This window comes from Polynucleobacter kasalickyi, assembly GCF_900176405.1.
Taxonomy (GTDB): domain Bacteria; phylum Pseudomonadota; class Gammaproteobacteria; order Burkholderiales; family Burkholderiaceae; genus Polynucleobacter; species Polynucleobacter kasalickyi.
Map to the genome: position 1 here is coordinate 154953 of NZ_FWXJ01000006.1, position 25822 is coordinate 180774.

Annotated in this window: 22 protein-coding genes; 18 read left to right on the top strand and 4 right to left on the bottom strand. The window is 41.0% G+C overall.

Annotated elements, in window-relative coordinates; all coding sequences use genetic code 11:
• Positions 1-104 precede the first annotated feature (104 nt).
• Both rnhA and B8983_RS07295 read right to left on the bottom strand, forming a co-directional pair.
• The gene (gene rnhA / locus B8983_RS07290; protein WP_084283480.1) at positions 105-566 is read right to left on the bottom strand and encodes a ribonuclease HI; all 462 of its coding nucleotides are present in this window, start codon (positions 564-566) and stop codon (positions 105-107) included.
• Complete coding sequence (locus tag B8983_RS07295) at positions 538-1356, bottom strand: class I SAM-dependent methyltransferase (protein WP_084283481.1); 819 nt, start codon at positions 1354-1356, stop codon at positions 538-540. The genes rnhA and B8983_RS07295 overlap by 29 nt, the downstream gene beginning before the upstream one ends.
• Before the next feature lie 98 nt (positions 1357-1454).
• On the opposite strand from B8983_RS07295, the gene gloB reads away from it, so the two are divergent.
• The 7 genes from gloB (at position 1455) to B8983_RS07330 (ending at position 11289) form a co-directional block, all read left to right on the top strand.
• The gene (gloB, locus tag B8983_RS07300; RefSeq protein ID WP_143736126.1) at positions 1455-2246 is read left to right on the top strand and encodes a hydroxyacylglutathione hydrolase; all 792 of its coding nucleotides are present in this window, start codon (positions 1455-1457) and stop codon (positions 2244-2246) included.
• Positions 2243-3697 (top strand): transglycosylase SLT domain-containing protein, encoded by a 1455-nt coding sequence (locus tag B8983_RS07305; protein WP_084283482.1) that lies wholly within the window; start codon positions 2243-2245, stop codon positions 3695-3697. The genes gloB and B8983_RS07305 overlap by 4 nt, the downstream gene beginning before the upstream one ends.
• 52 nt (positions 3698-3749) lie before the next feature.
• Positions 3750-5627, top strand: a complete 1878-nt coding sequence (locus B8983_RS07310; protein ID WP_084283483.1) for a propionate--CoA ligase — start codon at positions 3750-3752, stop codon at positions 5625-5627.
• A gap of 196 nt (positions 5628-5823) precedes the next feature.
• Positions 5824-7008: a glutamine-hydrolyzing carbamoyl-phosphate synthase small subunit gene (gene carA, locus B8983_RS07315; protein ID WP_084283526.1), complete on the top strand. Its 1185-nt coding sequence runs from the start codon at positions 5824-5826 to the stop codon at positions 7006-7008.
• A gap of 8 nt (positions 7009-7016) precedes the next feature.
• The gene (carB, locus tag B8983_RS07320) at positions 7017-10265 is read left to right on the top strand and encodes a carbamoyl-phosphate synthase large subunit (protein ID WP_084283484.1); all 3249 of its coding nucleotides are present in this window, start codon (positions 7017-7019) and stop codon (positions 10263-10265) included.
• Positions 10266-10301: 36 nt separating this feature from the next.
• Complete coding sequence (greA, locus tag B8983_RS07325) at positions 10302-10778, top strand: transcription elongation factor GreA (protein ID WP_084283485.1); 477 nt, start codon at positions 10302-10304, stop codon at positions 10776-10778.
• A gap of 31 nt (positions 10779-10809) precedes the next feature.
• Positions 10810-11289, top strand: a complete 480-nt coding sequence (locus B8983_RS07330) for a DUF4149 domain-containing protein (protein ID WP_084283486.1) — start codon at positions 10810-10812, stop codon at positions 11287-11289.
• Positions 11290-11425: 136 nt separating this feature from the next.
• Here the strand turns inward: B8983_RS07330 and B8983_RS07335 are convergent, their stop codons facing one another.
• Positions 11426-11935 carry a YhbY family RNA-binding protein gene (locus B8983_RS07335; RefSeq protein WP_084283487.1) on the bottom strand — a complete coding sequence of 170 codons (510 nt, stop codon included), beginning with the start codon at positions 11933-11935 and terminating at the stop codon, positions 11426-11428.
• 57 nt (positions 11936-11992) lie between these two features.
• Between B8983_RS07335 and B8983_RS07340 the strand changes: the two genes are divergently transcribed.
• From B8983_RS07340 to phoR, 11 genes are all read left to right on the top strand, one after another.
• Positions 11993-12673 (top strand): RlmE family RNA methyltransferase, encoded by a 681-nt coding sequence (locus B8983_RS07340; protein ID WP_084283488.1) that lies wholly within the window; start codon positions 11993-11995, stop codon positions 12671-12673.
• A 146-nt stretch (positions 12674-12819) separates the two neighbouring features.
• Positions 12820-14715: an ATP-dependent zinc metalloprotease FtsH gene (gene ftsH, locus B8983_RS07345; RefSeq protein ID WP_084283489.1), complete on the top strand. Its 1896-nt coding sequence runs from the start codon at positions 12820-12822 to the stop codon at positions 14713-14715.
• A gap of 11 nt (positions 14716-14726) precedes the next feature.
• A complete protein-coding gene (gene folP / locus B8983_RS07350) occupies positions 14727-15626 on the top strand; it encodes a dihydropteroate synthase (RefSeq protein ID WP_084283490.1) in 900 nt (299 codons plus the stop codon).
• Between the two features lie 13 nt (positions 15627-15639).
• Positions 15640-16986 (top strand): phosphoglucosamine mutase, encoded by a 1347-nt coding sequence (glmM, locus tag B8983_RS07355; RefSeq protein ID WP_084283527.1) that lies wholly within the window; start codon positions 15640-15642, stop codon positions 16984-16986.
• A 119-nt stretch (positions 16987-17105) separates the two neighbouring features.
• Positions 17106-18125, top strand: coding sequence for a phosphate ABC transporter substrate-binding protein PstS (gene pstS / locus B8983_RS07360; RefSeq protein ID WP_084283491.1), 1020 nt, complete (start codon positions 17106-17108; stop codon positions 18123-18125).
• A gap of 85 nt (positions 18126-18210) precedes the next feature.
• The gene (gene pstC / locus B8983_RS07365; protein WP_084283492.1) at positions 18211-19203 is read left to right on the top strand and encodes a phosphate ABC transporter permease subunit PstC; all 993 of its coding nucleotides are present in this window, start codon (positions 18211-18213) and stop codon (positions 19201-19203) included.
• Between the two features lie 2 nt (positions 19204-19205).
• Positions 19206-20048 carry a phosphate ABC transporter permease PstA gene (gene pstA, locus B8983_RS07370; protein ID WP_084283493.1) on the top strand — a complete coding sequence of 281 codons (843 nt, stop codon included), beginning with the start codon at positions 19206-19208 and terminating at the stop codon, positions 20046-20048.
• The gene (gene pstB, locus B8983_RS07375) at positions 20048-20821 is read left to right on the top strand and encodes a phosphate ABC transporter ATP-binding protein PstB (RefSeq protein WP_084283494.1); all 774 of its coding nucleotides are present in this window, start codon (positions 20048-20050) and stop codon (positions 20819-20821) included. Before pstA ends, pstB begins: the two co-directional genes overlap by 1 nt.
• A 21-nt stretch (positions 20822-20842) precedes the next feature.
• Positions 20843-21547 (top strand): phosphate signaling complex protein PhoU, encoded by a 705-nt coding sequence (phoU, locus tag B8983_RS07380; protein WP_084283495.1) that lies wholly within the window; start codon positions 20843-20845, stop codon positions 21545-21547.
• Position 21548: 1 nt separating this feature from the next.
• Positions 21549-22262, top strand: a complete 714-nt coding sequence (gene phoB, locus B8983_RS07385; protein WP_084283496.1) for a phosphate regulon transcriptional regulator PhoB — start codon at positions 21549-21551, stop codon at positions 22260-22262.
• Between the two features lie 93 nt (positions 22263-22355).
• Complete coding sequence (phoR, locus tag B8983_RS07390; protein WP_084283497.1) at positions 22356-23660, top strand: phosphate regulon sensor histidine kinase PhoR; 1305 nt, start codon at positions 22356-22358, stop codon at positions 23658-23660.
• Between the two features lies 1 nt (position 23661).
• Here phoR and ppk1 read toward each other — a convergent pair whose 3' ends face one another.
• Positions 23662-25761, bottom strand: coding sequence for a polyphosphate kinase 1 (gene ppk1 / locus B8983_RS07395; RefSeq protein WP_084283498.1), 2100 nt, complete (start codon positions 25759-25761; stop codon positions 23662-23664).
• Positions 25762-25822 lie beyond the last annotated feature (61 nt).

Sequence of the window (25822 nt, forward strand, 5' to 3'; positions counted from 1 at the left end):
CATCTAAAAAAATTGAATAGTTGTTTAACTAATTGTCTCGATTTTCTCATAAAGTTTTAGTACTTTAATTAATTTTTGGTTTAACCTTACTCATATCTTGAGGATTACACAACTGAGCTAGCACCTTCATTGGCTAATCGGTCGGCAATTTCATTCCCAATATCTCCAGAATGACCTTTTACCCAATGCCACTGAATCGTATGTTGCTGAATTTCTTTGTCGAGAGCCTGCCAGAGATCTACATTGAGCAAGGGACTTTTATCAGCCTTACGCCAACCATTCTTTTTCCAGCCTACTAGCCACTCTGATACGCCTTTTTGCACATATTTTGAATCCGTATAGAGATTGATAGTACAAGCAAATTTGAGTGCTTTTAAAGCTTCAATCACTGCATTAAGCTCCATGCGGTTATTGGTCGTAAATTTTTCGCCACCTTTAAGAAATTTTTCGTGCTCACCATATTTTAAATAAGCTCCCCATCCGCCCAGTCCAGGGTTGCCTTTACAGGCCCCATCGGTATAAACAGTTACTGGGGCATTATTTGATGGAGTGGTTTTTGAGTTCATTCGAAGGTAAGTTATTGGTTTGTTGAACTGTCGCTAGTTGAGGCTTTAATAGCGGGCGTTGCGATTTAATTTTGCCAACCAATCTTACAGCAGGATTCCGTTTGATCGCAGACATCATAAATACAGATCCAAAAAACGGCCACCATCGATCTCCTGCTTTATCAAGAAAGGTAAACTCTTGTAATGGTTGATTTTTTTTGGATGGGAAGGCGTAACAACCGAATTTACCTCGGTCAATTGAGTAATTTAATAAATTTAACCAGTCCTTGATTCTCAAATGGCTAATAAAACGGCCGGATTCTGGCAAAAAGGGTTGGTGAAACATGCGTCCAGTGTATTGACGAATTCCCCACAGACTCATCGGGTTAAATCCCGAAATAACAATTCTTCCCTCTGGTCGTAAAATTCGATGAACCTCTCTGAGCGCTTCATGAGGGTTTTCACTAAACTCTAAAACATGAGGTAGTGCAATTAAGTCAATACTTTCATTGGCGAACGGTAGATCATAAATTGATGCCTGGCATATCGTTGAGACTGGCTTCTTATCGGCGGTTAGTTTGTTGGGTTGTGAATCTAGCAGCATTAACCAACGATTCGGTATACGATTATCAGCAAGACAATTGAGACTTGGCATACCAATTTGTAGGGCATCGAATCCAAAGGTATCATCTACAACCTTATTAAATTGTTTTTGCTCCCAATTTAGTGCATATTGACCGGTTGCCGTCGCCAACCATTCGTTCCACTCCTCTAAAGAGTAATTGGCATTTTCTGGTTCACTTGATATCATGCATATGTTCTAACTTGAAGTATTTCTTAGTGTAATTCAAGATTGCTTTGAGTTCCAAATTTCATTTCAATCACACATGATAGCCCAAGGATCCAAATTTGCAATTCATACAACTTCCAGCGTTTAACGATAATTACATTTGGCTTTTAGAAGAATCAGGGCGAGTTTGGGTGGTTGACCCAGGTGATGCAAATGTAGTGCAAGATTACTTGGAAAAAAATGCCTTGAGTCTTGAAGGTATTTTAATTACCCATCACCATCGTGACCATATCGGTGGGGTTAGTCAACTAAGAGATTGGGCGCAGCAAAAATATGGCCAATCAATTTTTGTTTACGGACCAAGCTCTGAGGAAATACCTTTTAAAACGAATGCGTTTGCTGGTGGAGAAGAGTTTAGCTTGCTAGGTGGTGCAGTTTTTCGGGTGATTGATGTGGGCGGTCATACCAAGGGACACATTGCTTACTATTTAGAGAATGCGACCCCCCCGAGACTGTTTTGTGGCGATACTCTTTTTGCCTCTGGTTGCGGCAGAATTTTTGAGGGAACCGCTCAGCAATTATTTGACTCCTTACAACGATTAGTCGGATTGCCTAAGGAAACTCTAGTTTGTTGCGCCCATGAATATACCTTATCGAATTTACGGTTTGCTAACCATGTTGAGCCAAATAATCAAGCCTTAAAAACTTGGTCAGAAAGGGCTGACACATTGAGAGCTGAAGGAAAATTTACGGTACCAACGACACTGGGTCACGAGCTTGAGGTAAATCCATTTTTAAGATGTCACGAACCATCCGTGATGGCATCAGCTGCTGTTAATGCTGGTCGAGATTTGCAGGATCCTGCGGCTGTCTTTGCGGTGATTCGTGCATGGAAGGATGTTTTTAAGTGAGAAGGTGGTTATTCCCGATTGCAATACTCGGATTACTTTCGGGATGTGCTTCAAATTCAGTTCTGATTAACGGACCAGAAAATCAACCTACTGTAACTCTTGCACCACCAGTTGCTGTAGTCCAACTTTCTGAAAAGGCTGAAAAAACTAAAAATACTGAAATTATTCAATCTAAAGATATTTGGGACCGCTTACGAAGTGGCTTTGACATCCCAGACCCAGAGATGGATCTGGTCGATAAACATATTCGTTTGTTACAAGCGAATCCAGAGTCGGTAAATCGATTATTGGAGAGGTCTTCAAGCTACCTCTTCTATATTATGGAAGAGGTTGAAGCTAGAGATTTACCTAGTGAGCTTGCTTTACTTCCTTTTGTTGAGAGTGCTTTCAACCCTAAAGCAGTATCGCCTGCTAAAGCTGCCGGTATGTGGCAATTCATGCCGGCTACGGGTAAAAGTTTTAATTTAAAACAAAACATGTTCCTAGACGAACGGGGCGATATTATTAAGTCAACACGTGCGGCGTTAGAGTATTTGCAACGACTTCATTATCAATTTGATGATTGGCCTTTAGCCCTTGCAGCCTATAACTGGGGGGAGGGTTCGGTAAGTCGAGCGATTCAAAAAAACCAAAATGCAAATTTAACTACGAATTATTTCAGTCTTTCAATGCCCAAAGAGACCAGAAATTATGTTCCTAAGTTGTTAGCCTACAAGAAAATTATCGAGGACCCTGAAAAATATGGGTTTAAATTACCAACGGTGCCGAATCATCCTTATTTCGTAGAGGTTCCAGTAGTCCAAGATATTGATCTGGATAAGGCCATCGAACTTTCCGATATGGCTAAGGATCAATTTATTGCATTGAACCCATCGTTTACCAAACCGGTTATTTTGAAGGAGTTTAATCAATCTATCTTATTACCTTATGGTAAGGCGGAAATATTTAAAGATAATCTCAAAAACAATCAAAAGCCTTTAGCCTCTTGGACGGCGGTGAAAGTGCATAAAACCGACACGGTTGAAAAAATTGCCCAGCAGATTCAAGTTACACCTGCAGATATTCGATTAGTAAACAACATCCCTAATGGCATGAAGATTCGATCAGGTTCTAGTTTATTAATCCCTAAAAAAATAGAACACCTGGGTGATGTAGATGCAGATATTGCGCAAAATGGTTTATTGATTTTAGAAAAAGACTTTATTCCTGTTCCCGTAAAAATGAATTGTCGTGACAAAAAATGTATAGCTACCCCCAGTAAATTACCAAATTATTCCGGTAATTCAAGCAAAGGGTTACAAAAAGCAAATATTTCTGAGAGTTCGAATGGGAAGAGTGCAAGCCCTAATAAAAATGAAAAAAAACAGTCGAAATCATTAAAAAAATCAAATAATCAAGATAAAAGCGTTAAAAATCCATCGACAAAAAAAGAATTAGATAGTAAAAAATAATATTAAGCATATAAAACAGCATTTCAATTAAAAATTATCGTAGGGGACAGCAATGCCAAAGTACACTGATTTTTTTCAACAATCAATCGATCAGCCAGAGTTATTTTGGGGAGAGCAAGCAAAGTTAATCGATTGGAATCAACCTTTTGAAAAGGTCCTCGACTACAGTCAGCCACCATTTGCTCGTTGGTTTGTTGGTGGGAAAACCAATATTTGCTTTAACGCTGTCGATAGGCATCTCAAAGATCGTTCGAATCAAGCGGCTTTAATTGCTGTTTCTGTTGAAACGCAAACAGAGGTTACTTATTCCTATCAAGAGTTATATGAGGAAGTCAACAGAATGGCTGCCATCATGCAAGCACAGGGGGTTAAAAAAGGCGACCGTGTCTTGATTTATATGCCGATGGTCGCTACCGCATGTTTCGCCATGCTCGCAGCATTGCGACTTGGCGCGATTCATTCGGTGGTTTTCGGCGGGTTTGCCTCGCATAGTCTGGCTGCCAGAATTGAAGATGCCAAACCTACCTTAATTGTTTCTACTGAAGCCGGCTTAAGGGGGGGCAAGGTGGTTCCCTATAAGCCGTTGCTGGATGAAGCAATCAATTTGTCGAGTCACAAGCCAAGTAGTGTGTTGATTGTCTCTCGTCATTTATGTGATTATGAAAAAGTAGCCGGTCGCGATGTTGATTATCATGAGTTAAGAGCAGCGCATATGGACGCACGGGTTGATTGCACTTGGTTAGAAGCAACTGATCCTTCCTATATTCTCTATACCTCGGGTACGACTGGCAAGCCTAAAGGAGTGCAAAGAGATACGGGCGGATATGCGGTTGCTTTGGCTGCCACGATGCCAAATATTTTTTGCGCAAAGCCAGGCGAAACCATGTTTTGTACCTCTGATATTGGCTGGGTAGTCGGTCACGGTTACATTATTTATGCCCCGCTAATTCATGGAATGGCTACCATCATGTTTGAAGGTACTCCACTCAATCCTGATGCTGGAATTTGGTGGAGTTTAGTGGAAAAGTATCGTGTTTCCACCATGTTTTCAGCGCCAACTGCCATTCGAGTGTTGAAAAAACAAGATCCCAAGTTCTTAGAACAGTATGACTTATCCTCATTGAGAAACTTGTTTTTGGCAGGGGAGCCTCTTGATGAGCCAACTGCGGACTGGATTTCAAGCGCCATTCAAAAACCAATTATCGATAATTACTGGCAAACCGAAACTGGTTGGCCTATTTTGGCCTTACAACATGGTGTCGAGGTAATGCCAACCAAGTTGGGTTCGCCAGGCTTACCTGTTTTTGGCTACAACATGAAGCTGATTGATGAGAATACGGGAGAAGAGCTTGGGCGGAATCAAAAAGGACTCCTCGCTATTGAGGGGCCATTGCCCCCTGGTTGTTTGCAAACTTTATGGGGCGATGATGATCGTTTTGTCAAAACCTATTGGCAAACTATCCCAGGAAAAATGCTTTATTCCACATTCGACTGGGGTATCAAAGATGATGATGGGTACTATTTCATCCTGGGTAGAACAGATGATGTCATTAATACAGCTGGACATCGTCTTGGAACTCGCGAGATTGAAGAGAGCATTGCGAGTCATAGCAATGTTGCAGAAGTAGCAGTGGTTGGTATTGCCGATAATTTAAAGGGGCAAGTTGCTATCGCCTTTGCAATTCCTAAAGATGCTTCTAAAACCGAGGGGCTTGAAGATCAAATTATGAAAACGGTGGACCGGCAATTGGGGCCAGTTGCCAGACCAGCAAAGGTTTATGTGGTGCCTGCATTGCCCAAAACTCGCTCTGGAAAAATTGTCAGACGGGCCTTACAAGCCATTTTAGAAGGGCGAGATCCGGGAGATGTGAGTACTTTGGAAGATAAAAACATACTTACGCAAATTCAGGGAATCATTCAAGGCAGCTAAAGCCATATACAAATCACTGGCTTACTAGTGGTTTTGGTGGGAAGATTTATTTACTTGTTATAATAATCGATAGTTTAATAACTTCCATCAAGACCCTAGCGCTTATATAGACTAACCCCCATAATTAATTTACCTTCAAAGTTTTTCATTGACGGGGTATTGGTTAAACTGCAGCAGGGAACTGGAGAATGCTTTGCTGCCACTATCGAAAAATACTCATACCTACTCACTCAAACCTCAACTACCGCCAGCAGTCTTGGTATTAGCCGATGGTAAATCTTTTATAGGATTTAGCGTCGGAATTTTTGGATCAACCGTTGGAGAGGTCGTTTTTAATACGTCCCTTACTGGTTACCAGGAAATTTTTACTGATCCAAGCTATACAAAACAAATCGTTACCCTTACCTATCCCCATATTGGGAATGTAGGTGTAAATGATCAAGATGCTGAATCTTGTAAGGTATACGCTGCCGGAATTATCATTAAAGATTTATCAATCGTTGACTCCAATTTTAGAAGCCAATCTTCTTTAAAACAGTACTTAAATGATCAACAAATTGTTGGTATCAGTGGAATTGATACTAGAGAATTGACGCGTCACTTAAGGGATCAAGGGGCTCAAAGCGGTGCCATTGTGGCCGGCAATAAAGGGGATTCAGTCAACGATTTGCTAGCGAAAGCGAAGCAGATTGTGGCAGATTTTCCAGGTATGTCTGGTTTGGATTTAGCGCAAGTTGTTACTACACCCACTGCCTATGAATGGACTGAAGGTGAATGGCAACTCTTTGATGAAACAGGCGTCCCTAACTTTACCAAACCCCTTCTCAATAAGACCGTAGTTGCTTATGATTTTGGCGTGAAAAGAAATATTCTTCGGATGCTCGCAAATCGAGGTTGTAAAGTGATTGTCGTACCAGCTAAAACTTCTGCAGAAGATGTGTTAGCAATGCAACCTGATGGCGTGTTTTTATCCAATGGCCCTGGTGATCCAGAGCCTTGTGATTATGCAATCGCGGCGGCTAAAGTCTTTTTAGAGAAAAAAATACCTTTGTTTGGTATTTGTCTAGGACATCAAATTATGGGATTAGCCGCAGGTGCGAAAACCTTAAAAATGAAATTTGGTCACCATGGTGCTAACCATCCAGTAAAAGATTTAGACACAGGCAAGGTAGTGATTACCTCTCAAAACCATGGTTTTGCGGTAGATATCAACAGCTTGCCCGAAAATGTCAAGCCGACCCATGTGTCACTTTTTGATGGTTCCCTGCAAGGCTTAGCTTGGACTGATCGTCCAGCATTTTGTTTCCAAGGCCATCCAGAAGCATCACCAGGTCCACAAGATGTAGCTTATTTGTTTGACCGTTTTATTGAATCAATGTGAGAGTTTAAATGCCCAAGCGTACCGACATAAAAAGTATTTTGATCATTGGTGCTGGTCCAATTATTATTGGTCAGGCTTGTGAATTTGACTATTCAGGAGCTCAGGCCTGTAAATCACTTCGTTCCGAAGGTTATAAGGTAATTCTAGTTAATAGCAATCCAGCAACGATCATGACAGACCCAGAGATGGCAGATGTAACTTACATCGAGCCGATTACTTGGGAAGTAGTTGAAAAGATTATTGCGAAAGAACAACCGGATGCAATTTTGCCGACGATGGGCGGTCAAACTGCACTTAATTGTGCACTTGATCTCCACCGTCACGGTATTCTAGAAAAATATGGATGCGAATTAATTGGCGCATCTCCAGAAGCGATTGACAAAGCTGAAGATCGGCAAAAGTTTAAGCAGGCGATGACGAAGATTGGTCTTGGTTCTGCAACTTCAGATGTGGCCCATTCTTGGGTTGAAGCCCAAGATGTTCAACAAAAAATCGCTAAAATTACAGGTGGTAGTGGTTATCCCGTGATCATTCGTCCTTCTTTCACGATGGGTGGTTCTGGCGGTGGTATTGCCTACAATCGGGAAGAATTCGAAGAGATTTGTAAGAGAGGCTTGGATCTTTCACCAACCCATGAACTGTTGATTGAAGAGTCTTTACTGGGTTGGAAAGAGTACGAGATGGAAGTCGTGCGGGACAAAAATGATAATTGTATTATCGTTTGTTCGATTGAAAATTTAGATCCAATGGGCGTTCATACTGGCGATTCGATCACCGTTGCACCTGCACAAACGCTCACTGATCGTGAGTATCAAATCATGCGTAATGCTTCATTGGCAGTATTGCGTGAAATTGGGGTAGATACTGGTGGTTCGAATGTTCAGTTTTCAGTAAATCCAAAAGACGGTCGAATGATTGTGATTGAAATGAATCCAAGAGTTTCAAGGTCATCCGCATTAGCATCCAAAGCAACTGGCTTCCCAATTGCGAAGATTGCAGCCAAATTAGCTGTTGGATTTACCTTGGATGAATTGCAAAATGAGATTACTGGTGGTGCAACCCCTGCCTCTTTTGAGCCATCAATCGATTATGTTGTCACTAAAGTCCCTCGTTTTGCCTTTGAGAAATTTCGTGAAGCAGACAAACATCTAACGACTCAAATGAAATCAGTTGGTGAGGTGATGGCAATTGGTAGAACTTTCCAAGAGTCATTTCAGAAAGCACTTAGAGGTTTAGAAGTCGGAATGGATGGCTTGGATGAAGTGAGCTCTGATATTCACCAAATTATCGCTGAAATTAGGGCGCCTGGTCCTGACAGAATTTGGTATGTGGCTGATGCTTTTAGGCAAGGTCTTAGTATTGAAGAAGTATTTAACTATACCTCGATTGACCCTTGGTTCTTGCACCAAATTCAAGAATTAGTTGGCCTTGAAGAGTTAATTCGTAAAAAACAATTGCAAGAATTGACAGAAAAAGAATTAAGGTTGATTAAACAAAAAGGTTTCTCTGATAGAAGATTAGCTACTTTAATGAAATGCGATCCTACTTCTGTTCGATTACGTCGTCATGAGTTGGAAATTCGCCCCGTTTATAAAAGGGTAGACACCTGTGCGGCAGAGTTTTCAACCAACACAGCCTATATGTATTCTACGTATGAGCAACTTGGAGCCGAATGTGAATCTCGTCCTACGGATCGTAAAAAAATCATGGTCTTAGGTGGTGGACCGAACCGTATCGGTCAAGGTATTGAATTTGACTATTGTTGTGTACATGCTGCCTTAGCCATGCGTGAAGATGGCTATGAAACTATCATGGTTAACTGTAACCCTGAAACTGTTTCAACGGATTACGACACCTCTGACAGGTTGTATTTTGAATCACTCACTTTAGAAGATGTATTAGAAATTGTCGCCCTCGAAAATCCTTTGGGAGTGATTGTTCAGTACGGCGGTCAAACACCTTTGAAGTTAGCCTTAGATTTAGAAGCAAATGGTGTACCAATTATTGGTACTTCGCCAGATATGATTGATGCTGCGGAAGATCGTGAAAGATTCCAAAAGTTGTTGAATGACTTGAATCTTTTACAACCTCCGAATAGAACTGCGAGAACTGAATCAGAAGCAATTCGCTTATCCGTAGAAATTGGTTATCCTTTGGTAGTTAGACCTTCTTATGTATTAGGTGGTCGTGCTATGGAAATAGTGAACGATGTGCATGATTTAGAGCGTTATATGCGCGAAGCCGTCAAGGTATCTCATGACTCACCCGTTTTATTGGATCGCTTTTTGGATGATGCTATTGAGTGTGATGTGGATTGTATCTCTGATGGGGAGCGTGTCTTCATTGGGGGCGTCATGGAACACATTGAACTGGCTGGAGTCCATTCCGGTGACTCTGCTTGTTCTTTACCGCCATACTCATTATCTCAAGAAACGATTCAAGAATTGCGTCGCCAAACTGCCGCGATGGCTAAAGGCTTAAACGTGGTTGGTTTGATGAATGTGCAGTTTGCCATTCAGCAAAATGATGGTAAGGATGTCGTTTACGTGTTGGAAGTCAATCCAAGAGCTTCTAGAACAGTACCTTTTGTTTCCAAAGCAACTGGTTTGCAATTGGCGAAGATTGCTGCACGCTGTATGGTCGGACAGTCCCTCGATGAACAAGGTATTGGGGAAGAGGTTATCCCTGGTTATTTCTCTGTGAAAGAAGCTGTTTTCCCATTTAATAAATTTCCTGGGGTTGATCCAATTTTAGGTCCTGAAATGCGCTCTACTGGCGAAGTGATGGGCGTTGGTAAAACCTTTGGTGAGGCATTGTTTAAATCGCAAATGGCTGCAAGTACCTTGCTACCTGAAAGTGGCACGGTTTTACTCTCTGTTAAAAATAGGGATAAGAAGCGGGCGGTTGAAGTGGCTATGATGTTACATAAAATGGGTTACCCATTGGTTGCGACTCGGGGTACTGCAAAAGCGATTGAAGCTGCAGGAATTCCAGTTCGTACCGTCAATAAAGTTAAAGAAGGGCGACCTGACATTGTTGATATGATCAAAAATGGCGAGATTTCTTTGGTATTTACCACTGTTGACGAGAATCGAAGTGAAATTGCCGACTCAAGATCCATTCGGACTACTTCACAGGCCAATAAGGTAACCTATTACACTACTATTAGTGCTGCAGCTGCAGTAGTAGAAGGTTTGGGTGCCATTAACGAATTAGAAGTTTATGATTTGCAAACATTGCATAAATCACTACATTAATATTTAAATTTTGAAGTTTTATTTGGAACGAATTTTATGACTACTATTCCCGTAACGGTTGTTGGTGCAGAGCGTCTGAAAGATGAATTACATCGCTTAAAGCATATTGAACGTCCTGCCGTAGTCATTGCAATTTCAGAGGCTCGCGCTCAGGGTGATTTATCTGAAAATGCAGAATATGATGCGGCCAAAGAAAAGCAGGCTTTTATTGAAGGACGTATTCAAGAAATTGAAGGCAAACTATCTGCTGCGCAAATTATTGATCCGGCATTGATTGATGCTGACGGTAAAGTTGTTTTTGGTGCGACAGTTGAGCTAGAAGACTTAAACACAGGCAATAAAATGATTTACCAAATTGTCGGAGATGATGAGGCTGACATCGAAGTCAATAAAATTTCAATTAGCTCACCGATTGCTAGAGCACTCATTCGTAAAGAAGCCGGTGATGTAGTAAAAATCTCTACTCCAGGGGGAGAGCGTGAAGTTGAGATTTTTGCCGTTCAATATATTTAATTAATTCCTAACAGTTAATGTCAAACCCCTAATGTCAAACCCCTTTAGTAACTCTCAACGCGTATTCGTGATGTTGATCGGAACTTGGGTTGGTTTGATGTTTGCCGTTGGCTTGCTGGTGCCGATGACTGTTTTTAGTTATTTAACGGATAAGCAAGTTGCCGGTATGGTGGCTGGGCAAATTTTCAAAAATACGGGCTTTTTGAGTATTACCCTTGGTATGATTTTGCTGGTATTTGCCAATACATTAGTTCGACGTGGGTTTAAACAATACCGATTGATTCGCTGGCTGTTGTTGCTTACACTGGTTTTAACCATGTTGGGTACTTTTGTGGTTCAACCTTGGATGGTCGCAATTCGGGAGAATACTTTATCTACCGGTTTTCCCGTTTTATTATCTAATCAGGCAGGATTTTTTAAAATACTACATGGAGTTTCCAGTAGTATCTTTTTAATTGAAATGTGTTTACTTAGCTTTATTTTCTGGAGAGTTTCTAAAGTTCAAGCCTGATCAAAGCATGAACCCATTTTGAGTTTTATCAAAGTGATAAAAACATGACATGAGTTACTCATTAGTATTTGCCTAGAGCCTTGTTTTTAATTCTTCCAATCAAGAATTAAGCAAGGAAGAAATCAAGTAAAGAAAATTAACCTAAATTGCGCTTTTTAATGCTAGGTTGACGTGCTTTAGCTCTTTTGAGCTGGCCACCGGCGGCAACCCGTTCATTCCCTAAAACTCTGGTAGCAACAGGCTTAGGTCGTTTTTGAGGGTTACGTGTGTATTTTTTCACCATCACGGTTCTAGGCGCACCAAATCCTTCGTCATTTCTTTTATGATTGGACGATTTACTTTGAAGATTTTTTAACTCTTCATTTGTAAGGATTTGAGGGCGATAAATCACCAATAACTTACCTATATGTTGAACTTTAGCTGCTTCTAACTGATCGCAAACTTGATCATAAATAGCCAGTCTTGCTTCGCGATCATCCCCTAAAACTCTGATTTTAATCAGTTGGTGCGAGTGTAGGGCATGGTCAGCTTCCTTGATTACTGCAGGTGTTAGGCCATCAGCACCTATCATTACAGTAGGAGAAAGTGAGTGGGCTTGCGAACGTAGGTCCGAACGTGTGGAAGAATCAATTTCTAAAATAGTCATAGAGGTGTATTATCTCTCACTTGAACCAACACTTAAAGCCTTTTTTTAGTTTTTATTATGTCGAAGAATAAATTTAACAAAGACTGGTTGCAAGACCACCTTAATGACCCCTATGTCAAAATGGCACAAAGGGAGGGGTATCGTGCGCGCGCGGCCTTTAAATTAAAGGAAATTGACGAACAAGATCACTTAATTAAACCAGGAATGGTTATTGTTGACTTGGGTAGTGCGCCTGGTAGTTGGAGCCAATATGCACGAAATCGCTTGACCGATTTAGGTAAAAAAAATGCAGAGATTGCTGATGGTAAACCCGATGGCACAGTTATTGCGATTGATTTATTACCAATGGATCCGGTTGCTGACGTGCTATTTATTCAAGGTGACTTTCGAGAAGATAGCGTTTTTCAGGAGTTAGAAATGGCCTTACCAGGTGGCGCAAGTCCAGACCTTAGAAGGGTACACTTAGTCTTATCTGATATGGCGCCTAACTTATCTGGCGTGGCCGTCGCAGATGCTGCTAGGATGGGACATTTAGCTGAATTAGCCCTAGAGTTTGCGCAGAAACACCTGACCCCGGAAGGTGCTTTGTTAATCAAATGTTTCCACGGTAGTGGCTATAGTCAAATAGTAGAATCATTTAAAAAAGTATTTAAAGTGGTCGCTCCACGAAAACCAAAAGCATCTAGGGATCGATCCGCAGAAACCTTTCTACTAGGAAGGTTTTTGAAGACGGTATAGATTTTTCTCTAAGTTACTGAAAACATTGACCTACAGAGAAAATAAGGCAAAAATAGTAAAATAAATTCATATCTAGCACTTGAAAATGAAGGATAGTAGAATTACTTATAAGGTGAAGAACCTTAATTTTATCCATTGGAGTTATTTTGAATAATCAAATGATGCAAAAAGTCGGCATTTGGCTGATTGTTGCTTTAGTCGTATTTACTTTCTTTAAGCAGTTTGACAAACCTCGTGCTCAGGATCAACTGACTTATTCCCAGTTCATGGATGATGCCAAGGTCGGCAAAATCAAACGGGTTGACGTGCAAGGTAGAAACCTGCAAGTGACCGCATCTGATGGTAACAAGTACAGCATTATTTCTCCAGGCGATATTTGGATGGTTGGCGAACTCATGAAGTTCGGTGTGCAGGTAACCGGCAAAGCGGAGGATGAGCCAAGTGTTTTTGTATCTGCACTCTATTATTTAGGTCCCACACTATTGATCATTGGTTTCTGGTTTTTCATGATGCGCCAAATGCAAGGTGGCGGTAAGGGTGGAGCTTTCTCATTTGGCAAGTCAAAAGCTCGTTTGATTGACGAAAATAGTAACCCGGTGAACTTTACGGATGTTGCTGGTTGCGATGAAGCAAAAAGTGAAGTTGCTGAATTAGTAGACTTCCTCAAGGATCCTACTAAATTTCAAAAATTAGGTGGCAGAATTCCACGCGGGGTTTTGTTGGTTGGCCCTCCTGGTACCGGTAAAACACTCTTAGCTCGTGCTATTGCAGGCGAAGCAAAGGTTCCTTTCTTTTCTATTTCAGGTTCTGACTTTGTAGAAATGTTCGTGGGTGTTGGTGCAGCTAGAGTTCGCGATATGTTCGAAAACGCCAAGAAACAATCACCATGCATTATCTTTATTGATGAGATCGATGCCGTGGGTCGTCACCGCGGTGCAGGCACTGGTGGTGGCAACGATGAACGCGAACAAACACTCAACCAGATGTTGGTCGAGATGGATGGTTTTGAAGCAAATAGCGGCGTCATTGTGATTGCTGCAACCAATCGATCCGATGTTCTAGATAAGGCTTTACTCAGACCTGGTCGATTTGATCGTCAAGTTTATGTCGGTTTACCAGACATTCGTGGTCGTGAGCAAATTTTAAAAGTACATATGCGTAAAGTTCCAATTGATGCGGATGTGGATGCTGCAATCCTAGCTCGTGGTACGCCGGGATTCTCTGGAGCAGATCTTGCAAACTTGGTAAACGAAGCTGCTTTATTTGCCGCGAGAAGAAATAAACGTGCGGTTGAAATGATTGATTTTGAAGACGCTAAAGACAAGATCTACATGGGCCCAGAGCGTAAATCTGCGGTTATGCGTGAGGATGAGCGTCGCAATACTGCATATCATGAATCAGGTCATGCTGTCGTGGCAAAGTTGTTGCCAAAAGCTGATCCGGTGCATAAGGTAACTATCATGCCGCGTGGTATGGCATTGGGCGTTACTTGGCAGTTACCGGAATTTGATCGGGTGAATTTATACAAAGATCGGATGCTCGAGGATTTGGCTATTTTATTTGGAGGCCGTGCTGCTGAAGAAGTATTCTTGAACTCGATGAGTACGGGCGCTTCGAATGACTTTGAGCGTGCTACCAAGCTGGCAAGAGATATGGTAACTCGTTACGGGATGAGCGAGTCATTAGGCACGATGGTTTATGTCGACACAGAGTCTGATAGTGTATTTGGGCGTATGAATTCGAAGACAGTATCAGAGGTTACTCAACAAAAAGTTGATGCGGAGATTCGTTCTTTGTTAGATCAGCAATATGCCCTAGCTAAACAACTGTTAGAGAATAATCGTGACAAGGTTGAAGCAATGGTGGTTGCTCTATTAGAATGGGAAACCATTGATGCTGATCAAGTCAACGATATTATGGGGGGCAATACACCACGTCCACCAAAGCCAAGTCAAGATCCAACAACGGGGGTGAATCCCACCAATGGGGATGGTGGTAATTCAGCAAACCCGGCTAAAGGTAGTTCACCCGCGACAGTTTAAGTTGAACTTGTATGGAATTAAGTAATCTAAAGCCCGTAACCTGGCGTTGCGGGCGTTTTTATTTCAAGTGGTTGGGTAATGAAGGCCAACCACTTGAGGGTCGACAATTGCCCGTTGTCATGGGTATTCTCAATGTCACGCCCGACTCCTTTTCTGATGGTGGAAAGTATTTCAATCCTCGAATAGCCATAGACCATGCCTACCAAATGATTGAGGATGGTGCGCAGATTATTGATATTGGCGGGGAGTCCTCTAAACCAGGCGCCGCCACCGTCTCAGAGGCCGAGGAGCAAGATCGAGTACTGCCAATTATCGAGGCGCTGCAAGGGGCTAAAGTAGCGTTATCACTTGACTCATACAAAGCTTCAACGATGTCCTTAGCAGTGAAAGCTGGGGTTGATATTTTGAATGATATTTCTGGTTTCTCTAGTCCAGCAAATCAGCAAGTAGCGATTGATCATTCCTCCGTTGGTTTATGTTTGATGCATATGCAAAATGATCCAAAAACAATGCAGATTCGTCCGGTGTATGAGGACGTAATTAGTGAAGTAAATCATTTTTTCCGAGAAAATGTTCAGCAGTTAAATACTCATGGGGTTAGTTTGGACCGAATTTGTATTGATCCCGGCTTTGGCTTTGGTAAAACCGCAAAACATAATTTGATGTTGCTAAATCAATTAGAATCATTCCAACATTTTGGGCTTCCCATTTTGGTTGGGATGTCCAGGAAAAGTACGTTGGGTAAGTTGATTGGTTCTGATCTTGAAGACAGGACTGTTGCCAGTATTGCTGCCATGTTATTTGGTATTCAAAGGGGTGCTAAAGTACTGCGTGTGCACGATGTCAAGGAAAGCGTTCAGGCAATTAAAGTTTGGACTGCTTTAAGTAATGAGTCAATTGCAATTGAATAGAGAGATGAATCGAATGGCAAAAAAATATTTTGGAACGGATGGTATTCGAGGTGAAGTTGGAAAATCCCCGATTAGTCCTGATTTCGTCATGCAACTCGGGTATGCGGCAGGACGCGTTTTTTCAAAGTATTGGGATGGCAATGGTCGTCAAACGGTTCTCATTGGCAAAGATACTCGTATTTCAGGCTATATGTTGGAGTCTGCGCTGGAGGCGGGTTTCTGTGCTGCAGGTGTGGATGTTGTCTTGTGTGGACCCATACCGACGCCGGGCATTGCTTATTTAACAAGGACTTTACGCTTGACTGCTGGAGTTGTTATTTCAGCATCCCATAATCCCTATCAAGATAACGGGATTAAATTTTTTACTTCATCAGGTGATAAATTACCGGATTCAATTGAACTTGAAATTGAAGAAGCGATTTCTGAACCTTTAGTCTGTTGCTCTTCAGATTTACTGGGTAAAGTGCGTCGATTAGATGATGCGGCGGGAAGATATATTGAGTTTTGTAAAAGTACCTTTCCAAACGACTCGAATTTATTCAACTTAAAGCTCGTTGTAGATACTGCGAATGGTGCTGCTTACCATATTGCTCGGCATGTATTTCATGAGTTAGGTGCAGAGGTCATCCCGATTGGTAATCAACCTAATGGCATGAATATTAATGATGGTTTTGGTGCCACATCCCCGCAAGCATGTATTGATAAGGTCTTAGAAACACAGTCTGATTATGGGATTGCGCTAGATGGTGATGCCGATCGATTGCAGCTCATTGATAAAAACGGGAATTTGTTTAATGGCGATCAACTACTTTATTTGGCAGTTAAAGACCGTTTAGAGATGGGTATTAAAGTGCCTGGTGTTGTTGGTACCTTGATGACTAATTTAGCGATTGAAAATGCATTTAAAGCTTTAGGCGTGCCCTTTGAAAGAGCCGCTGTTGGGGATCGTTATGTGCTGGAGAAACTGAAAAAGAATGGGTGGCTGATCGGCGGTGAAGGATCAGGTCATCTATTGTTTTTAGACAAACACAGTACGGGTGATGGCATCGTGGCAGCCCTTCAAATGCTATCTTCTATTTGTAGAACCAAGGGCGCTATTTTAGATCGGTTAGCTGCAGTTCCTCTATATCCACAAGTATTAATCAATGTGAAATTTAAACTAGGTTATGACTTTAAATCTGACGAAAATCTAGCAAAGGTAGTTAAAACCTCTGAAGATGAACTGTCGGGAATGGGGCGAGTTTTACTGCGTCCCTCTGGAACGGAACCGGTTTTGAGAGTCATGGTGGAAGCAAACGAGAAAGAAATGGCGCAAAAATACGCCAAATTGATTGCTGATCAAATTCCACTCGGATATTAAGTAATTGTTTTATATGGTTTTATAAAATTAATATGACATATTAAAATTTTGTCATATTTCCCTCATATTCATCATTTAAAGTATCACTATTCTGTTGCTAAATAAATCGTGAGGAAAATATGCGAAATCAAATTACCAATGCATTATTAGTTGGGTCAATATTAGTTGGTTCATTTCAAGCTATCGCGGCTGATGTTACTGGCGCTGGGGCTTCATTTCCAGCCCCCGTATACAGCAAGTGGGCTGAGGAGTACAAAAAAGAAACTAAAAATAACGTGAACTATGCTTCGATTGGTTCTTCTGGTGGCATCAAGCAAATTCGTGAAAAAACAGTAGATTTCGGTGCTACTGATGCTCCTTTAAAAGGGGAAGACTTAGAAAAGAGTGGTATGGTTCAGTTCCCAGCGATTATTGGCGGTGTTGTGCCAGTAGTTAACTTAGCAGGATTTAAGCCAGGCCAACTCAGATTAGATGGTGAGACGATTGCTTTGATTTTTGCTGGCGATATTTCAAATTGGAATGACCCTAAAATTGCGGCTCTAAATCCTGGCGTTAAATTACCTGATCAAGCAATTACCGTAGTTACTCGTTCAGATGGATCTGGAACGACAGCAGTGTTCACTGACTACCTTTCAAAAGCTAGCAAAATGTGGGCAGAGAAAGTTGGTTCTGGTGCTACCGTGAAGTGGCCAGCCGTTTCGACTGTTGGTGGCAAAGGTAATGAAGGTGTCTCGGCGAACGTCACACGCGTTAAAGGTTCGATTGGTTATGTTGAATATGCTTATGCAAAAATCAACAATATGACTTCATTACAAATGAAGAATTTAAATGGTAATTTTGTCAGTGCTAGTTTAGATTCATTCAAAGCTGCTGCTGCTGGTGCAAACTGGGCGGGTACTCCAGGTATGGGGATTTCAATGACTCAACAACCAGGCGCTAATTCATGGCCGATTGCAGCAGCATCATTTATTTTGATGTACAAAGATCCAGCTAGCAAAGAGAAATCTGCTGAAGTCATTAAGTTCTTTACTTGGGCATTCAAAGATGGAGATCCAATTGCAGCTGCTTTAGACTATGTGCCATTGCCTGATGCAGTAGTGAACTACATTGCCAAAAACGTTTGGACTCAAATCAAGTAATTTGTAAAAAAACACCCTAGTCATCGCTAGGGTGTTTAGTACCGATTTAATGTTGAATCAACCTTAAGTTTTTATGGAAAATATGATGTCAGATACTGATGTGAACAAAGGAATTAAGCTTTCTCCGGAAATGAAGAAAATTATCCGGAAACAGCGTTTACAGGATTTTATTTTCCATAAAGTTACTTTAACTTTCGCTTCACTTGTACTCGTAGTTTTGGCTGGAATTATTATTTCCCTGATCATTACAGCTTGGCCAACATTTGCTAAATATGGCCCAGGTTTTTTCTTTCGCAATGAGTGGGATGTCGTTAATTCCGATTTTGGTGGTCTTGACTCTATTTACGGTACGCTTGTTACAGCAGTCATCGCTCTTCTTATAGCGGTACCAATTAGTTTCGGTATTTCAGTATTTCTTACGGAAATGTGCCCAGGTTGGTTGAAACGACCTCTCGGAACGGCTGTTGAGTTACTTGCCGCTGTTCCTTCGATTATTTATGGCATGTTCGGCTTGTTTGTTTTCGCACCTGTTTATGCCGATTATGTACAACCATTCCTGACCTCAACAATTGGGCAAGTACCAGTGATTGGGGTGCTATTTAAGGGCGCTCCTAATGGTATTGGCTTATTAACTGCAGCGCTCATTTTGGCTTTTATGATTATTCCTTTCATTACATCCGTAATGAGAGACGTGTTTGAAATTGTGCCCCCAGTTTTAAAAGAAGCAGCCTACGGTATCGGTTGTACAACTTGGGAAGTGGTTACAAGAGTCGTACTTCCTTACACTCGAACTGGGGTTGTTGGAGGCGTTATGCTCGGTCTTGGACGGGCACTTGGTGAAACAATGGCGGTTACTTTTGTGATTGGTAATGCGCATAGAATTAGTCCTTCACTCTTCTCTCCTGGCTCATCTATTGCTTCAACCTTAGCGAATGAATTCGGCGAAGCTGAACCTGGTTTGCATTACTCTTCTTTGTTTGCCCTAGGCTTAACTTTATTTATTATTACTTTGTTTGTGTTAGCTGCAGCTAAATGGATGCTGATTAACATGGAAAAAAATCAAGGGAGTAAAAATTAACGATGAGTAACAATATTTACAGAGCTAGAAAAATACGCAATACAGTTGGCTTATCTCTATCTTTAGGAGCGATGTTAATTGGTATGGCTGCGCTAATTTGGATTTTATTTATTCTTTTTTCCAAAGGTTTTGCGGCTTTAAGTTACGATTTCTTTTTCCATAGCACTCCAGCCCCTGGGTCGGTTGGCGGTGGGCTTGCAAACGCAATTGTCGGTAGTTTGATGATGGTCGCTTCTTGTACTTTAATCAGCACACCAATTGGGGTCCTAGCTGGAATTTTCTTGGCTGAATATGGTGATAGAAGTCGAATTGCAAGTATTACTAGGTTTGTGAATGACATTATGTTATCCGCACCTTCAATCGTCATTGGTTTGTTTGTTTACGCAATTTATGTTGCTCAGGTAAAGCATTTTTCTGGAGTGGCTGGTACGATTGCTTTATCTTTAATTGCAGTACCTGTGGTACTAAAGACCACTGAAAACATGTTAAGGCTAGTCCCTAGTACCTTGCGTGAGGCTGCCTATGCCTTAGGTGCTCCAAAATGGCGAGTTTCTTTTTCCATTATTCTGAGATCAGCAAAAAGTGGGGTTATTACAGGTTTATTACTCGCAGTAGCAAGGGTCAGTGGTGAAACAGCACCTTTACTCTTTACGGCACTCAATAATCAATTTTTCTCGACTGATATGACAAAACCAATGGCTAACTTGCCGGTGGTGATTTACCAATTTGCTCTAAGTCCTTATGAGAATTGGGTGAATTTAGCTTGGGGTGGAGCTTTAGTCATTACTTTAACTGTTTTAGGGCTCAATATTCTTGCCCGCGTATTTTTTAGAGAGAAATCATAATGCTAGAAACTGCTAACTTAAAAAATGCTATTGAAGTTAAAAACTTAAATTTTTATTATGGAAAATTTAAGGGGTTGAAATCAATTAATCTGAACATTGTTGAAAACAAAGTAACCGCTTTCATTGGGCCATCTGGCTGCGGAAAATCGACTTTATTAAGAACCTTTAATCGTATGTATGACTTGTATCCAGGTCAACGAGCTGAAGGTGAAATTAATCTTTATGGTGAAGACATCCTAAATCCTAAATTGGATTTAAATTTATTAAGATCCAAAGTCGGAATGATTTTCCAAAAACCAACCCCGTTTCCAATGAGTATCTATGACAACATCGCCTTTGGTGTGAAGTTATACGAGAACTTGAGTAAAGCGGATATGGATGAGCGTGTCGAGTGGGCCTTAAATAAAGCGGCTCTTTGGACTGAAGTAAAAGATAAATTAAATCAGAGTGGCCTGTCTTTATCTGGTGGTCAACAACAACGTTTGTGTATTGCAAGGGGAGTCGCAGTGAAGCCAACAGTATTGTTGTTGGATGAGCCCACATCGGCCCTTGATCCGATCTCGACAGGAAAAGTTGAAGAACTCGTCCACGAACTCAAGAAAGACTATACCGTTGCGATTGTGACCCATAATATGCAACAAGCTGCCCGAATTTCCGACTATACTGCCTTTATGTACTTGGGTGAGTTGATTGAGTTCAATGATACTAAGCAGATTTTCTTAAAGCCAGACCGTGAAGAAACAGAAGACTATATTACTGGTCGATTTGGTTAACTAAAATTACAAGAGGTCTATATGCCAGATAAACATTTATCATCCCAGTTCGATGCTGATTTAAATAGTATTAATGCACACATGTTAGAAATGGGTGGATTAGTAGAGTCTCAATTAGCATCTGCGATGAAATCTTTTTCAACGATGGACGCAGATCTTGCATCTGAGGTAATGGAAAAAGAGAAGTCTGTTAATGCATATGAAGTTGCAATTGATGTTGAGTGTGCTGAAATTTTAGCGCGTCGCCAGCCTACGGCAAAAGACTTACGGTTAGTCATGGGAGTGTTAAAGGCAATTTCTAATTTAGAGCGTGTTGGCGATGAAGCAGATCACATTGCGGCGCGAGTAAGAAAATTAGTGGATGTCAATGCCCCTTATCAAATCAACGTTGCAGAGATCAGGATTGCCGGTCAAATGGCCTTAGGCTTGTTGCGTAGGTCACTAGATGCTTTCGCTAGAATGGACTCTAAAGCAGCGGCTCAAATTGTGGCCGACGACATTGAGATTGATAATGAGTTTAGAGGTTTTGTACGTAAACTAAACTCTTACATGAGTGAAGATCCACGGATTATTTCTACTGCTTTGGAAATTTTGTTTATCGCCAAAGCGGTAGAGCGTATCGGGGATCATGCAAAAAACATCGCTGAGTTTGTGATTTATGTTGATAAGGGTATGGACGTTCGCCATATTCCTCACGCAAAATTAATTGAAGAGGCAAATAAATAAAATGGCTAGTAGCATTCTTATTGTTGAAGATGAACCCTCCATTGCCGAATTAATTTCCGTTAATTTAAGCCATGAAGGCTTTTTACCAGTACGCGCATTTCAAGCAGATCAAGCCGCCATGCTGATGAAAGAGGTTTTGCCTGATTTAATCGTCCTAGATTGGATGTTGCCTGGTAAATCTGGCATTCAATTTGCCAAAGAAATCCGTAGCAACGAAAGAACGAAAGATATTCCGATTATTTTTCTCACCGCTAGAACTGAAGAAATGGATAAGATCGCCGGTTTAGATGCTGGTGCTGATGATTATTTAACCAAGCCATTTTCGCCAAAAGAATTAATTGCTCGTATTCGTGCGGTGTTGAGAAGAAAGTCACCTCAGTTAACGGATGAAGTCATTGAGATTAATGCCTTAAAGTTAGATCCAACTACTCACCGCGTTACTTGCCAAAATGATGATGAAACCATCAAGATTGATTTAGGCCCGACAGAGTTTAGGTTGTTACGTTTTTTAATGGCTAACCCTGAAAGAGTTCATGCTCGAGGTCAATTACTCGACAAAGTTTGGGGAGATCACGTCTTTGTTGAAGAGCGAACCGTGGATGTTCATATTAAGCGCCTCCGTGCAGCTTTAGCACCGGTTGGCTGTGAGACGATGATTGAGACAGTTCGCGGTAGCGGATATCGCCTCACTAGGAATCCTTCCACAGTTGTGTAATACTTGACTGTATTCATTGTTAATGCAAATGTTGACTACACGTTCGACATTTGCATTTCTCGTGCAATTTTTAACAACGTAAAACCATAAATTATGTTCAGAGAGATTTTTAAAGCTCTGTTTATTCCATTTGCAATTTGCATCGCTAGTTTCTTGTGGGCTGAACTTTACTCTTTTTCCGCTGCTTTTTATTTTGGATTTTTAGCGTTATTTATCTATTGTTTTGTTGAGTCTTGGTTTAAATTTCAGTTGTTATCGAACTTACAAAAAGATGATTTAATCGGTAAAAAAAGAGGTCTTGGTATTTGGCGTGAAATTTATTATCAATTAGAAAAAAAATCAAAAATCTGGCGTCAGGAAGTTATTCAATCTGAAGTTCAGTATCATAAATTTATTCAAGCAATTCAGGCATCACCCAATGGCTTGATTATGCTGGATGAAAATGATCATATCGAGTGGTGTAACAATATTTGTCGTGGACACTTTCGCCTAGATCCATTGCGAGATACCGGTCAACCAGTCACTTTTTTACTGCGCAATCCTCAATTTGTTTTGTATATGCAAGCCAGAGATTTTAGTCGGCCGCTTCACTTGGATTTTATGGGGGAGCAGGGGAGTCTTATGTTGATGGTACAGATTTTTCCTTATGGTGAAAATCGTAAGCTCTTATTGAGTCAAGACATTACTATCCTGAAAAAAAATGAATCCATGCGGCAAGATTTTGTGGCGAATGTATCCCATGAGCTAAGAACGCCTCTGACCGTTGTGAGTGGATTCTTAGAAACGCTACGAGACTTAAAAATCTCTAAAGTCGATCAAAGTAGATATGTTGATTTGATGTATGCTCAGACAAGTCGGATGATGACTTTGGTAGAAGAACTTTTAATTTTAACTAGGCTCGACAGTAGCCCTTTAACCTCAAAAACCACGAAAGTAATTGTCGAAGATTTATTTGACAAACTTCTCGTCGATGCAAAAAGTTTATCCCAAGGTAAGCACCTAATCGAAGCGAATTGTTCGCTCAAGATGGCAATTTTAGGCTCTGATAGTGAACTGTTATCTGCATTTGGTAATTTGATTGTGAATGCTATTCGATACACTCCAGAAGGTGGAAAAATCATTTTTGAATGGAAGTCTGATCAAGATGGTGGCGGAGTATTTTTTGTCAAAGATTCAGGGATAGGGATAGCTTCTGAGCACATTCCAAGAATTACAGAGCGCTTTTACCGAGTGGATCGGAGTCGATCTAGAGACACTGGTGGAACCGGGCTTGGACTTGCCATCGTGAAGCATGTGGCCTCTAGGCACAACGCTGTTTTAAAAATTGAAAGTGAACTAGCGGTAGGTAGTGATTTTTCTATTCACTTTCCAAAAGATCGTTTAGTTGAGTTGAATTGAATTAGTTCAGAGACAATTTTTCGATGACGCTTAGTACTTCGGCTTGAGCAACATACGGTTTCGCTTTACGAGTGGTTAGGCGGCGGTATTTGCCCTCAGAATTCATTACCCAAGCTGCTTGATTATCTTTCAAGAGCATTTTTAAGCCTTCTTGAATGACTCTAGTTTTAAGCCTTGGGTTTTCTACTGGAAAAGCTACTTCAACTCGACGATAGAGGTTTCTATCCATCCAGTCTGCACTAGATAAATAGACATCTTCGATGCCATCGGCATAAAAATAATAAATACGGTGGTGTTCTAAAAACCTGCCAATAACAGATCGTACCCGAATGTTTTCTGATAGTCCTTTTACTCCTGGCATTAATGCACATACGCCACGAACGATTAAATCAATTTTGACGCCAGCTTGAGATGCTCGATATAACTCTTGGATGACACTTGGTTCTAGTAGAGCATTCATCTTGGCTATCACGTAAGCCTTTTTTCCAAGCTTGGCATTTTTAATTTCTCCACGTATCCTTTTAATAATTTCTTCTTGCATCGTAAAAGGAGATTGCCATAACTTCTTCAAAGCAACTTGTTTACCAGTACCGGTCAGCAACTGAAATACATAGTGCATATCACTGGTAATCTGAGCATCGCAGGTTAATAGACCAAAGTCTGTATATAGTTTTGCCGTGCGTGGATGATAGTTTCCCGTACCTAGATGGGCATATTTTTTGAGTTGATACTTACCTTTGCCATACCCTTTTGTGATGAGTTCTTTTCGCACAATCAACAGCATTTTTGCATGACATTTATGTCCTACGACACCATAGATGACGTGGGCACCAACGGCCTCTAGCTTAGCAGCCCATTGCATGTTCGTTTGTTCATCAAACCTGGCTAAAAGTTCTACTACGACGGTAACTTCTTTACCATTCCGAGCAGCTTCCATGAGTGCATCCATGACCAATGATTCATCTCCGGTCCGATAAACGGTTTGTTTAATGGCGAGAACAGCTGGGTCGTTGGCGGCTTCCTTGAGCAGGTCTAGGACAGGTGTGAAACTTTCATATGGGTGATGTAGCAACACATCACTTTGATTAATAATGTCAAAAATTGAATTCTGGTGCGAAAAAATGGCAGGTAATTGTGGCTTTACCAATGGGTATTTCAAATCTGGACGATCAATGAGATCTGGTAATTGAAATAAGCGAACCAAATTGACCGGTCCATTTACCCTATAGCAATCTGCGTCGTTTAATTCGCATTCTGACTTTAATCGCTCTAATAAGTTGTCAGGAATACTATGGTTTATTTCCAAGCGCACAGCATCACCAAAATGACGTGTCGATAGCTCTCCTTCAAGAGCGCTCCGGAGATCCGTAATATCATCCTCTGAAACAAATAAATCGGAGTTTCTAGTCACCCTGAATTGATAGCAACCAGTGACTTTAATACCTGGAAATAATTCCTGAACAAAAGCTTGCATAAAGGACGACAACAAAATAAAACTTGTTTCGCCATTTGACTCCAAGTGACTTGGTAATTTAACTACTCTTGGTAATGATCTAGGAGCTTGAACAACGGCTAAGTTTGCATTTCTGCCAAATGAATCTTTACCTTCTAGTGAAACGAGAAAGTTAAGACTTTTATTAATGACCCTTGGAAATGGATGGGCCGGATCTAATGCGATGGGAGTGATTAAAGGGACTAATTCCCTATGAAAGAAATTTTTTGCCCATCGCAATTGTTTCGGCGTCCAGTTTGCTGGAAATTTAAAAAAAATCTTTTCTTGGTTAAGGGCAGGCATGATGCTTTCTTGAAGAATCGCATACTTTCTCTTCACAAGTACATGAGCTTGTTCGGTGATTGCTAGATAAGCTTGCTCCACCGAGAAACCATCGGCTTGAATTTTTTCTGGATTGTCTGCTAATTGCGCTTTGATTCCTGACATGCGAATTTCAAAAAACTCATCCATGTTACTCGAGACAATGCAAAGAAACTTTAGGCGCTCTAACAAAGGCGTGTTTGGATCTTCGGCCTGAGCTAATACCCTGGAGTTGAATTCAAGTTGTCCCAATTCGCGATTAAGCAAAGGAATAAAGTAATTTGTCATTCATCAAATTGTAGTGTGAAATAAATATTTGGCTTCATTAAATTTTCACTCTTTTATCATT